This is a genomic window from Chryseobacterium shigense, from assembly GCF_900156575.1.
GTDB classification, from domain to species: Bacteria; Bacteroidota; Bacteroidia; order Flavobacteriales; family Weeksellaceae; genus Chryseobacterium; species Chryseobacterium shigense.
In genome coordinates this window covers 1082321-1096028 of sequence record NZ_FTNY01000001.1, presented here as the reverse complement: position 1 = coordinate 1096028, position 13708 = coordinate 1082321, and the positions used below count along the sequence as shown (strand labels likewise).

At 36.4% G+C, this 13708-nt stretch carries 15 protein-coding genes; 12 read left to right on the top strand and 3 right to left on the bottom strand.

Features of this window, described 5'->3' with window-relative positions; genetic code table 11:
* The first annotated feature begins 88 nt into the window (after positions 1-88).
* The gene (locus BW964_RS04860; protein ID WP_076505144.1) at positions 89-595 is read left to right on the top strand and encodes a hypothetical protein; all 507 of its coding nucleotides are present in this window, start codon (positions 89-91) and stop codon (positions 593-595) included.
* A gap of 188 nt (positions 596-783) precedes the next feature.
* Here the strand turns inward: BW964_RS04860 and BW964_RS04855 are convergent, their stop codons facing one another.
* Genes BW964_RS04855 through BW964_RS04845 form a run of 3 tightly spaced genes read right to left on the bottom strand, consistent with a single transcriptional unit; the run spans position 784 to position 2526 of the window.
* Positions 784-1890: a DNA topoisomerase IB gene (locus tag BW964_RS04855; protein ID WP_076505142.1), complete on the bottom strand. Its 1107-nt coding sequence runs from the start codon at positions 1888-1890 to the stop codon at positions 784-786.
* A 9-nt stretch (positions 1891-1899) separates the two neighbouring features.
* Positions 1900-2067 (bottom strand): phosphatidate cytidylyltransferase, encoded by a 168-nt coding sequence (locus BW964_RS04850; protein ID WP_073332811.1) that lies wholly within the window; start codon positions 2065-2067, stop codon positions 1900-1902.
* Between the two features lie 21 nt (positions 2068-2088).
* A complete protein-coding gene (locus tag BW964_RS04845) occupies positions 2089-2526 on the bottom strand; it encodes a DUF6526 family protein (RefSeq protein WP_076505140.1) in 438 nt (145 codons plus the stop codon).
* Between the two features lie 461 nt (positions 2527-2987).
* On the opposite strand from BW964_RS04845, the gene BW964_RS04840 reads away from it, so the two are divergent.
* The 11 genes from BW964_RS04840 to BW964_RS04790 all read left to right on the top strand — a co-directional run bounded on the left by BW964_RS04840 (position 2988) and on the right by BW964_RS04790 (position 13652).
* Positions 2988-4757 (top strand): aminopeptidase P family protein, encoded by a 1770-nt coding sequence (locus tag BW964_RS04840; RefSeq protein ID WP_076505485.1) that lies wholly within the window; start codon positions 2988-2990, stop codon positions 4755-4757.
* Positions 4758-5218: 461 nt separating this feature from the next.
* Positions 5219-5785 (top strand): Crp/Fnr family transcriptional regulator, encoded by a 567-nt coding sequence (locus BW964_RS04835; protein ID WP_076505138.1) that lies wholly within the window; start codon positions 5219-5221, stop codon positions 5783-5785.
* 114 nt (positions 5786-5899) lie between these two features.
* On the top strand, positions 5900-6925 hold the full coding sequence (locus tag BW964_RS04830; RefSeq protein WP_076505136.1) for a saccharopine dehydrogenase: 1026 nt from the start codon (positions 5900-5902) through the stop codon (positions 6923-6925).
* Entirely contained in the window at positions 6922-7500 is a 579-nt protein-coding gene (locus BW964_RS04825; protein ID WP_076505135.1) for an NAD(P)H-dependent oxidoreductase, read from the top strand. The genes BW964_RS04830 and BW964_RS04825 overlap by 4 nt, the downstream gene beginning before the upstream one ends.
* A gap of 281 nt (positions 7501-7781) precedes the next feature.
* Positions 7782-9167, top strand: a complete 1386-nt coding sequence (mnmE, locus tag BW964_RS04820; RefSeq protein WP_076505133.1) for a tRNA uridine-5-carboxymethylaminomethyl(34) synthesis GTPase MnmE — start codon at positions 7782-7784, stop codon at positions 9165-9167.
* Positions 9168-9411: 244 nt separating this feature from the next.
* Positions 9412-9960 carry a helix-turn-helix domain-containing protein gene (locus tag BW964_RS04815; protein ID WP_076505131.1) on the top strand — a complete coding sequence of 183 codons (549 nt, stop codon included), beginning with the start codon at positions 9412-9414 and terminating at the stop codon, positions 9958-9960.
* A gap of 22 nt (positions 9961-9982) precedes the next feature.
* The gene (locus BW964_RS04810) at positions 9983-11137 is read left to right on the top strand and encodes a tyrosine-type recombinase/integrase (protein WP_076505129.1); all 1155 of its coding nucleotides are present in this window, start codon (positions 9983-9985) and stop codon (positions 11135-11137) included.
* Between the two features lie 9 nt (positions 11138-11146).
* A complete protein-coding gene (locus BW964_RS04805) occupies positions 11147-11851 on the top strand; it encodes a hypothetical protein (RefSeq protein WP_076505127.1) in 705 nt (234 codons plus the stop codon).
* An 84-nt stretch (positions 11852-11935) separates the two neighbouring features.
* Positions 11936-12280, top strand: coding sequence for a helix-turn-helix domain-containing protein (locus tag BW964_RS04800; protein WP_076505125.1), 345 nt, complete (start codon positions 11936-11938; stop codon positions 12278-12280).
* Positions 12280-12576, top strand: a complete 297-nt coding sequence (locus BW964_RS04795; RefSeq protein WP_076505124.1) for a hypothetical protein — start codon at positions 12280-12282, stop codon at positions 12574-12576. The genes BW964_RS04800 and BW964_RS04795 overlap by 1 nt, the downstream gene beginning before the upstream one ends.
* The gene (locus tag BW964_RS04790) at positions 12576-13652 is read left to right on the top strand and encodes an AAA family ATPase (protein ID WP_084175620.1); all 1077 of its coding nucleotides are present in this window, start codon (positions 12576-12578) and stop codon (positions 13650-13652) included. Before BW964_RS04795 ends, BW964_RS04790 begins: the two co-directional genes overlap by 1 nt.
* Positions 13653-13708: the final 56 nt, after the last annotated feature.

The window sequence follows — 13708 nt, the reverse complement described above, 5'->3', positions numbered from 1 at the left end:
CATTTTGAAAGGAACAATTCATTCAAATATTTCATCCTATTATTTAACATAAATTGGTATATTAGATCGCTTATTAAAAACTTTACATATGAAAAAAACAGTGTTCCTCTTTTTGTGCTTTTCTCAGGCTGTACTTGCCCAACATAAAAAGAAAAATCCACCGCCAGTTCCTCCGGAAAAGCAGTTTGAATATTCATTGACTAAAGAAGAACTTTTAAATGATGAACTGAAAGGATCTCAATGGTATTTTGATCTTAAAAATTATGACCAGATCCAGCTCTCATTTGATAAAAACAAGGCTCAACCTGATGTTTTATATTTTGTTGATGCCAAAAATTTCAGAATTAATATCAATCAGAAGCACTGCAAAAGTTTAATAAAAGGTACCTACGAGATCATGAAGAAAACGGAGGAGCCCATGATTAGGCCGGTTGGTTATCATCCGTTCAGAATTACTACACCTTATCAGAAATGTGTCGATAAATTTTCCTTTTTTTTATTGAGAAACCTTGATATTTCGCTTGATGAAAAAGGACAAGTGATGGAGATGAAAACAATTGAAGAAGTTGCTCCCGTTCATATTATTAGTATATAATAAGAAAATGACATTGCTTTTGCAGTTAGGATGTCGTTAAAAGGAGAGTAGTGATAAAGAAATATTTACGATGGGCACCAACATTGTACATCTTCCAATAACAAGGGAATACAATCAATCCACATAGAATATAGGTAAGATTTTAGCGGCTCTCTACTTTATCAACGACCATCCTCCAGTCTGCCTGTCTACATTTTCTCGTTTTCCAGAATTTTCAGGACCAGCTTTTCCTCTTGTGTCAGGCTGGCTTTTCCATCATTATCCTCGATCTGTTCGAGCTCATCAAGGTATTTTTTGATGGTATTATTTTCGTAGAGATTGATCACCAGAGGATGCACATAGTATTTCCTGCAAACCGTACTGGTATTTCCAAGATGTTCGGCAACAATTTCCAGAGCTTCTTTCACTTTCTTTTTATACTGTGCATCATTTTCTGCATATCCTATTTCCTTAAAAGCAATAAGAGCACTCACGGTTCCGGACCAGGTTCTGAAATCTTTGGCCGTAAAATCTTCTCCGCTTATTTCTTTGATATACTCGTTCACCATTCCTGAGTCTACCGAATGGCGGTTTCCTTCATCATCAAAATACTGGAATAGCTCCTTTCCCGGAATATCTTTACACTTCTGCACAAGCCTGGAAAGTCTTCTGCTTTTAAGCTTTATATTGTGCATAACGCCTTTCTTCCCTTTAAATGAAAAAGAGATTTTTTGCCCGTTAATTTTTACATGCTTATCTTTTAAAGTCGTAAGACCAAAGGAACCATACAATTTCTCATAGGCATTATTACCAATACGAATATTCGTACGCTGCATTAAACTGACAATCAATGCCAGTATTTTTCTCTTCTCGAAATTTCTTATGGCAAGATCATGCTCCACATGAAGCCTGATATCGGGCAGCGCATAGCCGAACTGAAGCATTCTGTAAAATTTAGTATGATTTCTCAAAGCACTCCACAACGGATGATAGCGGTATTGCTTTCGGCTTTTTACGTCAAAACCTGTGGCCTGAAGATGCCCATTATCTAATGCACATATCCATACATTTTCCCAGGCAGGAGGGATGACCAGTTTATTGATCCTGGTGATCTCTTCCTTATCCTTAAGCTTTTCACCGTTTTTGTAGTAAGAATACTTTTTTCCTGTTTTCTTACGGGTAATCCCGGCCGTTTCCGCATCGGAGGTATATACAAGATGTACCGCCTTTGCGGAGGCTTCAGGATCCTTCATGATCTTGATAATTTTTGAAGGCTTCAGGTGAGAAATGATTTCCAGATCTGTATTCTTCTCCATAAAAAATGGTTAAGAGTTTTTACCCCGAGAAAAGATCAGAAAGAGGACTACTACCACTGCAACGACCAGGATAATTCCCCACCACATTCCTGCCTTAAAAATAGTTTCTATTGCTTCACAACTGGTTAGGGTCAGCATTGTGAATATTGCCAAACTGAATAAAGTCAATTTTCTCATGATATTAATATTTTTGTGTTGTTAAACTCTTTGGTTATCGGCTTTCCAGATCTTGATGGAGCGTTTGATCTCATCTCCGGACAAATTTTCTTTAATAGCTTTGTTCAGAAGTTCTCTGAACTCATCATCATAAGCAAACCTAAGTGCAGCAATCTGGTCAAATCTCAGCTGATCCGCAATCTCATCAGATCGCTGTCCGAAAATCTCAAAATAGCGTTGTTTGAATTCAAGCATCACCATTCGGTTTTGCAGTCCCAGTGCATAATGCTGCCTTGTCATAAAAGCCAGGTAGAAAAGCAGAAATATCACGATGGAAAACAATATCCACGTCAGTTGATGCTCAGGATCATTCCCGATTTTATAAATTCCATAAATTTCCAACGCAATTAATAGCGGAAGGTAAATGAAATGATGGGGAGGATAAAATTTCCTGTGATTTTTATAATTCTGCTCGCTCATACGATGAATAGTAGCAATTATCTTTCCAAAATTTGATATGTTTAGCAATTATTATGTTTTTGTGGTATGTAAATGTATAATAGATTCAATGTTGCTGATTATTTTTTATGAATCATAAAATACGTAATTGTTTATTTAACAGGCGTATTGATCGCAAAATGGTTATCGGGTTGTGATGGTCATTAAAAAGATAAAATAAAGGCAATTATACCTGTCTATGGTGAAGGTGGGAAGAATTCATATTTTCAAAATATCCGGATTTGTCTTTAAAATATAGGAGTTTTAAGAGGTCATAAACCAATGAAAAACTAAAATTTTCTTAATAACCCATTCTCAAAACCGTAAAAGATTGAATCCGTTGATGAAGAATAAATAACCAACCGTTCGCGAAAATTGACCAAAGATTTCACTTTTAAACCTCAATTTTTTCGTAACTTTCGGTGTTTAAAAAAGAAAAAAGAATGACTTCAAAGGAAAAAGTTGTTGCACTTCGTGAAGAAATGCAGAAAAATAATGTTGATGCATTTATAGTATATTCCGCAGATCCGCATATGAGCGAATATCTGCCTGAAGAATGGCAGGAAAGATCCTGGTTATCAGGTTTTTTGGGTTCTGCCGGTTTTGTAGTCGTTACGAAAGACAAAGCTGGACTTTGGACTGACGGAAGATATTTCACGCAGGCCGCCATTGAACTGGAAAATTCCGGAATTGATCTTTTCAAAGATGGAATGGAAGGAACTCCCAACTATATAGACTGGATTATTTCTGAAACGCCTGAAAACGGAAAAGTAGCCGTTAATGCTGTAGCTACTTCAAATGCCAATTGGGAACTGCTTTCACAAAAACTGCAGTCAAAAAATATAAGCCTAACAGATCTTCCTCTATTAAAGGAAATCTGGAAAGACAGAGGAACCCCTTCGAAAAATCCGATTTTTGTACATCCTGTAGAAAGAGCTGGAAAATCAGTGACCGATAAATTGGGAGCGATCCGTCAGAAAATGGAAGATCAGGGAACTACGGTTCATATTATTTCAAGTCTGGATGATGTTGCCTGGACCTCAAACTTAAGAGGAAGCGACGTGCAGAGCAATCCTGTATTTTTAGGATATATCGTGATCACGAAAAATGATGCAGTCCTGTTCACGGATCTTGAAAAACTTGAAGTGGAGGCAAGAAAGCAAATGGATGAGTCCTTTGTAAAAATGATGCCTTATGAAGAGTTTTACAATTACCTGAAAGCATTTAAAAATGAAAATATACTGGTTTCTCCGAACAGCAACCAGATGATTTTCGAGACTTTAAAAGCAGACAACAAGTTGACAAAAGCTCCGGTTCCGGGGAACCTGATGAAAGCCCAGAAAAACGAAACCGAACTGGAAGGATTCAGAACCGTGATGGTAAGAGATGGAGTCGCCATGGTGAAATTCCTTTACTGGCTGACCCATAATGCAGGAAAAGAAACGATGAATGAATATTCTATCGGCGAAAAACTGAGAGGTTTCCGTGCAGAAGGAGAAAATTTCGTGGGAGAAAGCTTCGGCAGTATTGTAGGCTACAAAGATAATGGGGCCATCATGCATTATTCTGCAAAAAGTGAAGGGAGTAAAGACGTTACCAATGATGCAAGTATTCTGGTAGATTCAGGAGGACAGTATCTGGAAGGAACTACAGATATTACAAGAACTCTTTCTTTAGGGGCGGTTTCTGAAGAATTCAAAAGAAATTCTACGTTGGTATTGCAGGGATTGATCCGTTTATCAATGGTTAAATTCCCGAAAGGAACAAAAGGCGTTCATCTGGATGCCATTGCAAGACTTCCGCTCTGGATGGAAGGGAAAGATTTCAACCACGGAACAGGACATGGAGTTGGAAGCTTCATGAATGTCCATGAAGGTCCTCAGAACATCAGAAAAGATATGAACCCTCAGGATCTTCTTCCGGGAATGGTTTGTTCCAATGAACCTGGATATTATCTTGAAGGAGAATACGGAATCAGACACGAAAACCTGATTGCGGTAAAAGAAGCAGAAACAACAATTCACGGAACGTTCTATGAATTTGAAACCCTTACATTCTGCCCGTTCTTTAAAGATACCATTGTAAAAGAAATCCTTTCACAGGAAGAAATTACCTGGCTGAATGATTATCACAGAACATGTGAAGAAAAAATAGGCCCTTATCTTGAAGGAGAGGTTAAGGAATGGTTCCTGGAATTGGTAAGCCCTCTTTAATGATCTGCAATGTGAATAACAGTGGATGGTGAATGGAAAATAATAAGTTTTTGAATTCTCAAAATATTGAACATTAACCATTGAATTGTATATATTGAACATTAATAATTGTTAGATAAATTCTTGAAGCCCTGCGGATGTCTCTGCGGGGCTTTTTTATACAAACAACCGTATTTTTACGGATATAATTCTAGGGATTCCCCTGATAGAAACAAATACCGGGTAGTCTATCTTTGCATCAGTAACAAGACATCATTTCATATCTTCATACACTTAGTAAATTCAAAGCAGTAAGACCATTTCGTCATGAAATGGTTTTATTTTTTTAGCCAAAACTTAGCCGTAAGATCTTTTCAACCGTTTAGGATCCTTAATTTTTGAAATAGTCTCTGATTTGTTTAATTTCGCCATCAACATACCGCGGCAGGTCTCATCACCTTCCTGAATTATAATTTGAAAACATGGTAGAAGATTTTTTCCGGAGTTTTAATGTATTCTCAGAAAATGAGATCAGTGATTTCCTGCAGCTTTTTGAAGTCAGAAAAGTGCATAAAAATGAATTTTTTGTAAAGGAAGGGGACCGATGCAGAGAAATAGCATTTATCGTATCCGGTATTTTTCGTTCCTATTATATTTCAGAGGAGGGAAAAGATATGACCTACTGTTTCAGGTTTCCCAATCAACTGATGGCCAGCTATTCTTCATTTATTTCAGATTCTCCCAGCAGAGAAAACATGCAGGCTATTACCGATGCCCATCTTATGGTGTTAAAGAAAGATGCCATTGATCGGTTTATAAAAATGGATCTCAACTGGACAAGATTTCTGAAGATGATCGCGGAGCAGGAATATCTTGAACTTGAGGAACGGTTTTTTCAGCTTCAGAGGGACAGTGCCGCTCAGCGTTATGCATACCTGCTCGGTAACCAGCCGGATTATGTTCAGAAGATTCCACTGCAATATTTAGCTTCTTACCTGGGAATTACCCAGCGACATCTTAGCCGGATCAGAAAGGAAATTACGCTGTAAAAAAAAGAATGATATCATTTAAATAACCATAAAACATAACTGAAGAGTGATCGCTTTTTGGACATTTGTCCTATAAACGGGATAGGCAGCTTTCTAATTTTGTAAAAAAAATATATGGAGCATAATATTCTAGTTATTGGAGGAAACGGTCTGGTAGGAAAAACGATCATCAGAATTTTAAAATCAAGAAACCCTCATCTCTCTGTTTTCGTTGGAGGGAGAAAAGGAAAAAATAGTGGAAGTGATCTGAAAATTGATGTGACTCATCCTGAAACTTTTCACATTATTAAGGAAAATAAAATCGATCTGATCATTCTTTCGGTCAATGATAAAGAAGATCATGTTCTCCGGTTTGCCATCGAAAATAAAATCGATTATCTGGATATCACCAAACCAACTCCCGATCTTGTAAGAGCATATACCATTGCTAAAAACAGAGCGGTACAGAGCCGGATTGTCTTTAGTTCCGGATGGATGGGAGGTATTGTGAACGGTCTTGCTAAAACACTTGCAGATAAGGATGCCGACATTCAGGAGGTGAAACTTTTTGTGTATTATTCTGTGAAAGATCTTGCTGGTGAAAGTTCTGCTCATTTTATGGCCGAAAATGTGGCGAAGCCTTTTATCAGGTATCAAAATAACCTACAGGTTCCGATCAAGCATTTTTTAGATTCTGAAAACTTTAATTTTTCTTTTGGCATTGGGATCAGAGAAGCCTATAACTTTGATGTACCGGATTTATATATTTTAAATCAGATTGAAAACGTCCCTAATGTCAGTGTTAAGATGACATACAATTCGAAGTTTATCACGTGGCTTTTAGGGGCATTCCAAAAAATAAGACTTTTCAATATTTTGTCATTAAAGGAAAGACGAATGATTTTCGGATCGAGTGGAAAGGGGGACCAAAGTGTATTTGAAATCCTTGTCAAGAGTAATAATGAAGTGAGAAAGTTAAGTCTGCAAAGTACGAAAGGACAGGCAGAATTGACCGCACTTTCTGCAGTATTGCATACAGAGGAACTGCTTATGAATTCCCATGAAAACAAAGTGTATTTCAGTCATCAGTTGCATCAGCCATCAATATTGCTGGACAAGCTTAAAGCCTATGAAACCATCAATATTCAATCTGTATCATGAAAAAAATAGCCATTATCAACGGGCATCCGAATAAAGAATCATTCAATTTTGGAATGGCAAAAGCTTATCAGGAAGGAGCTGGCAATTCAGGTGCCGAAGTAAAAGTGATTACTATCGCTGAGCTCAATTTTGATCCCATTCTTCATTTCGGATACCAGAAAAGAATGGAGCTGGAACCTGATTTGCTGAAAGCCTGGGAGATCATACAGTGGGCGGATCATCTGGTGTGGATTCATCCCGTGTGGTGGGGTGGTTTGCCTGCATTGATGAAAGGTTTTATAGACCGGCTCTTTCTTCCCGGATTTGCTTACCAGTATAGAGAAAATTCGGTTTGGTGGGATAAGCTGCTGAAAGGGAAAACAGGCCATATCATCACGACACTGGATCAGCCGGGCTGGTATTATTGGCTTCTTTATGGAAGACCGAGTGTAAATCAGCTAAAAAAATCAACGCTGGAATTTTGTGGCGTAACACCGGTGAAAGTAACGTATATCGGAATGATAAGAAATTCTACGGATGTACAGCGTGCGAAATGGCTTCAAAAATTGAGAGAACTCGGCAAAAGACAACAGTAAACGGTCATTGCGAGGAACGAAGTGACGAAGCAATCTCACGATAAGTTGGCCGTGAAAGGGAATTTAATTTCCAACAGCTTTAAACACGGATAGCACCAATAAGAATCACAAATTTCACTATTGATAGTAATTCTTAAGAGTTATTATATGATAACACTTTAGTCATTGACAATAGAGAATCTGATAATGGATAAAAATCCCAAAAGCTCCAATCAAAGCCATAGACAATCTGTATAAAAAACGCTGTGAGACATTAGCATGAAAAACCGTAAATTTGCAGGATGAATAAGGATACGATTTGCGCACTGGCTACGGCCAATGGAGTAGGAGCTTTAGGGATTATCAGAGTTTCAGGAGACGATTCTTTAAAGGTTGTCCAGAAAAGTTTTCCGGGTAAAAATCTGGAAAAGCAGAAGTCTCATACCATTCATTACGGGTATTTTATGGATGGGGAAGAAGCGATTGATGAGGTGATGCTTTCTATTTTCCTGGCTCCGAAAAGCTTTACTACAGAGAATTCTGTAGAAATTGCTTTTCACGGCTCCCCGCATATCGGAAAACGTATTCTGGAAACTTTGACCCAAAACGGGGCAAGAATGGCAAAAGCGGGTGAGTTTACCCTTCGTGCCTTTATTAACGGAAGAATAGACCTTTCGCAGGCGGAAGCTATCGCAGACGTGATTGCCTCTGAAAATGAAGCGTCCCGGAAAGTAGCGATCAATCAGCTGAAAGGAGGAATTACCAATGAAATATCGGTCTTGAGAACGGATCTTCTGAATTTCGTTTCCCTGATCGAACTTGAACTGGATTTTGCAGAGGAAGATGTGGAGTTTGCAGACCGGTCAGCGCTTAACGGGTTATTGGATAAAATTGAGTTAAAATTAGACTCTCTTATCGATAGTTTCCAATACGGAAATGCTATTAAAAACGGAACTGCGGTGGCCATTATCGGAAAACCGAATGCAGGAAAATCCACGCTGTTAAATTCCTTATTGAAAGAAGAGAGAGCCATTGTCAGTAATATTGCCGGAACTACAAGAGATACGATTGAAGAGATCTTGCACATTAAAGGTCATGCCTTCCGTCTGATTGATACGGCAGGACTCCGTGATACGGTTGATGAAATTGAAGCCATCGGAGTAAAGAAAGCCAAAGAAAAGGTAGAAAATGCTAATATCCTGGTCTACCTTGCAGATGCCGCTACAGAAGATTATTCGGAAGATATCGACATGATAAAATCTCTGCAGAGAGATGATCTGAAACTCATCATCTGTGCTACAAAAATTGACGAAGTACTGCCTCCGAAATATGAAGCGGTAGAAGATATTTTCAGAAATGAAATCGCTCAGGATTTTGATTTTATCAGAATATCTGCCGTAGAAAACCAAAATATCCAGGATCTTAAAAACGAATTGTCCTCTTACGTTGAACAATTAAAATCTCAGGAAAATAACGTCGTTATTACGAATCAAAGACACTTTGAAGCTCTCCGAAAGTCCCTGGACGCTACCCATAAAGTCAAAGAAGCCATTTCTTTCCGGATCTCTACAGAATTGCTGGCCTACGAGCTGAGAAATGCTTTGGAACATCTTGGTGAGATCTCCGGTGAAGTGACGAATGATGAGGTGCTGGGGAATATTTTTTCTAAGTTTTGTATCGGAAAGTAACCATCGCAAAATAAACAATCAAAAAACCTGTATTAATACGTTATAAAGCCTTATTTATAGGGCTTTTTTCTTTTTTACAAATGTACGTTTCTTTTGCGTTGTTTTGTTATAATCGGTACAAATTTGTACCTTTGTTGTACCTCGAACAAAATTTTACATGGATTTCGATTTTTTTTGGTTTTTTGGTTGTCACTTTTTTACAACTTTAAACACTTTAATATATTTTGGTATAAAATAGAGCGAAATGAGTAGTAACATAGAAATAGAGCGTATTTGTCAGCATTGTAATAAGGATTTTATTGCAAAGACGACAGTAACCCGATACTGTTCTGATGATTGTGCAAAAAGAGCCTATAAAGCACGTAAACGTGCAGAAAAGATAGGCGTTTCAGTTGCAGAAATTCAACAAATAAGACAAAAGCCAATTGAGGACTTAAAAGCGAGAGAATTTTTAACCGTTATGCAAGTTTCAAAATTGATTGGTTGCTCAAAACAGAATGTTTATAAACTCATCAATACAGGAAAGTTAAAAGCAACTAATATTTTGATAAAGAAAACCATTGTAAAGCGTTCCGAAATTGATAAGCTATTTGAATCAAAGGAAAAAGTAAAACCAACTCAATTTAAACCGCTGGAGATTGCAGAATGTTATACCATTTCGGAAGTGCAGGAAAAATTTAAAGTTTCTCAATCCGCATTCCAAAACATTATGAAAAGAAATAATATTCAAAAAATGCAGAAAGGGAAATTTGTGTACGTTCCGAAAGTGATAATAAACGATATTTTTAAGTAAATTTGATAAGCATACAAGACAAATGACAATCAAAGTAACATTAAGAGATAAGCCTATTTCTAAAGGGCGGAAAAGTCTTTATTTAGATTTTTACCCATCAATACCGCACCCAAAAACAGGTGCACATACTCGTAGGGAATTTTTAGGGCTTTATACTTTTGAAAAAGCAAAAACCCAAACTGAGAAACAGCATAATTCTGAAACGCAGAAAATTGCTGAACGCATACGTCAAAAAAAGGAAAACCTTTTGAATAAGCCCGAAATTTACAGCCAATACGAAAAGGAACAGCTCAAAATAAAGGAACAGGGAGAAATTAATTTTGTAGAATACTTCCGAAAGTTAGCCAATAAAAGAAAAGCCAGCAATTACGATAATTGGATTTCTGCACTTCATTATCTCGAAGCGTTTACTAAGGGGAATCTGAAATTTGCCGACCTCAACGAAATGTTTTTGGAAGATTTCAAAGATTATTTGCTATCTACAAAAAGCAAAAAGAGTGATAAAACACTTTCCCAAAATTCCGCAGTTTCCTATTTCAACAAAGTAAAAGCAACGATAAAGCAGGCGTACAAAGACGGTATTCTGCAAACAGACCTAAACGCCAAAGTAAGCCCCATAAAGCCCGAAGAAACTCGCAGGGAATATCTTACCATTGAAGAACTGAATGCACTTGCAAAAACCCCTTTCAGTAATGAATTATTGAAACGTGCAGTCCTGTTTTCTGCATTGACAGGATTGAGATTTTCGGATATTAAAAAAATGGTTTGGAGGGAAATGGAATACATTGCAGGACAGGGTTATTTTATCAATTTCAATCAAAAGAAAACCAAAGGAGTTGAGGTTTATCCGATTTCTGAACAGGCGTATAATTTGACTAAAGGCAAAGAAAATCCAAAGGATATGGAGCAGGATAAAAACGTTTTTGACAATTTGCCTTATTCAGCGTATCACAATAAGCAATTGGGGAAATGGATTTTGGAAGCTGGAATAACTAAGAAAATAACCTTTCACAATTTCCGCCATACGTTTGCAACCTTACAACTTTTTAATGGTACAGATATTTATACCGTTTCAAAAATGTTAGGGCATAAAGACTTGAAAACAACACAGATTTATGCGAAGATAGTAGATGAATCTAAAAGGGAAGCATCTAATAAAATACAGTTGGATTTGTAATAATTTATTATGACTAAAGAAGAATTTATTAAAAAAAATAAAGGCATGATTGTAAGCCCTGAGCTTCAAAAAACAATGGATGATTTTGCTGGAGCATGGAGAGCATTTTTAGATAGATATCAAACCTCCTTTGATGAAACAAAAAATGAATTTGAAAATTATCTTTTAAAAAATGGAAAGCTTATCCCTAAAGATATTAATGCATTTATGAATTGGGCATCTATTATTTATCCCGATGCCCCAATAGGTTATCTGGTTACGCTTGCAAAAAATCCTTATTCTTTTAAAATGTATCATGATTATAGAGAGAGATGTCATTTGAATAATGATTGGAGCGATGAAAAAGAATTTGAATTTTTACAAAATGAAATTGCAGAACCTCAGCAAAATATAACCTCAAAACTTATTTATGATTTGTTTGAGCAAGGAACTAAAAACGGTTGGCAGGATATTTTTAATATAGAAGACGATTATCATAAATTTGTTGGTATTTTAACTGAATATTTTGAGTTTAAAAAATTAAATATAAATGACATTTCTTTTAAATTAAAGCGGACAACAAAGACGAAAACAGCCTCTATTTTAAGAGATGTGCATAAAAATTTAAGTAATATACCATTAAAAAGTGATTTTGAATTTTTCAGGATTATAAAGTTATTGCATCACTTTAAAGATGACCCCGATAATGATATTTACAAAGCTTTAATCAAGTAGTATAGCAAACCCGAAATACCACCTTTTAAACCCGAAATACCACTGATATTTTCGCAAAGTAAAACAAACAAAATACTTTGCAAAATGGAATTATTAACATTCGAGTCGTTACCAACCGCAGTAACAATGCTAACAAAAGAAGTTAGCGAACTAAAAGCGTTGCTATTAAAAAATAGCGAGCAACCTTTAATACAACAGCAAGACGAACTTCTAACCATTCAGCAGGCAAGCGAACTTTTGAATCTTTCAGTACCAACGTTATACTCGAAATGTTCAAAAAGAGAAATTTCCTTTATGAAGCGTTCCAAACGCCTGTACTTTTCCCGAACCGAACTTATTGACTACCTAAAAGCAGGTAAGAGGAAATCTTCCGCTGAAATAGAAGCGGAAGCAGATGCGTATTTGTCTAATAAAAAAGGGCTGAAATAATGATAAACATTAGTAACAGCCCATTGCATGACAAACAGGGTAAAGATAAAGAATTTCAAAGTCAATTAAAAACCATATTTCATTATTTGCAAAATCATATTGCAACAGCATCAATGATTACAAAGGCAACAGGTGTTCCTCAAAAAAATATCACGAGGTATAAAAGGGACTTGCAAGAAGCTGGAAAGCTTTGGGAAATTGAAAAAAAGAAATGTAAGGCAACAGGATTTAAAGCGTGGTATCTTTCCACTAATCCCGATAATTCGCCAAAGTCTAACAAACAAAATTTATTGTAATGATGGAAGCGAAAAAAATAGCACCTGTTTTTGATGACCTAAGCAATCCTGAAACGATTGTAAGCCACATTGACCAATTACAAAAAGACCTTGAAACGGAAAAGGAAAACAAAGGACTTTTCAAAGTGAAAACCGCTAATCAATGGATAGAACAGGCAAAGAAAAGCCCTATTCCTTTGATGCTTTTTGGGGAACTTTGGCACGATAGCGAGTTATGTATTTTGTTTGCAGATACCAATTTAGGAAAGTCAATTTTAGCCGTTCAGATTGCAGATAGTATAAGTAAAGGTAAAACTATTGCAGGCTTCAGATTAGAAGCGGGAAAACAGACTGTTTTATACTTTGATTTTGAACTTTCAGCCAAACAGTTTGAAATTAGATATTCAATTAAAAACGAAGCTGAAAAGGTTTTTGAGCAACATTATTCATTTGATACCAATTTTAAAAGATTAGAAATTAATCCTGATGCGGAAATTCCCGAAAGCAGAAGTTTTGAGGATTACCTTAATCAATCATTAGAACAAAGCATAACCGAAACAGGAGCGAAAATTTTAATCATTGATAATCTTACCTACCTCAAAAATGAAACAGAAAAGGCAAAAGATGCTTTGCCACTTATGAAGCATTTAAAAGCCTTAAAAAGCAAATATGGACTTTCTATTTTAGCACTTGCACACACGCCAAAAAGAGATTTATCAAAACCATTAACAAGGAATGATTTACAGGGAAGCAAGATGCTTATCAATTTTGTAGATAGTTGCTTTGCTATTGGAGAAAGCCACACCGATAAACATCTGCGCTATCTAAAGCAGATTAAAGCACGGAATACAGAGATTATTTACGATACCGAAAACGTTGCAGTTTGTCAAATACAAAAGCCTTTCAATTTTCTTGAATTTGAATTTGTCGGTTTTGGAACGGAGCGTGAACACCTAAAAGAATTTACAGAAAAAGATAGAGAAAGCACGATTGAAAAAACTAAAGAATTAAGCCAAAAGGGATACACACAAAGGCAAATTTCAACAGAATTGAATATTTCGTTAGGTGCAGTTAATAAATATCTTAAAACTCAATAAGCGTTCACAATGTTCACACTATGAACATCGTGAACACCGTGAACACCGTGAACGCT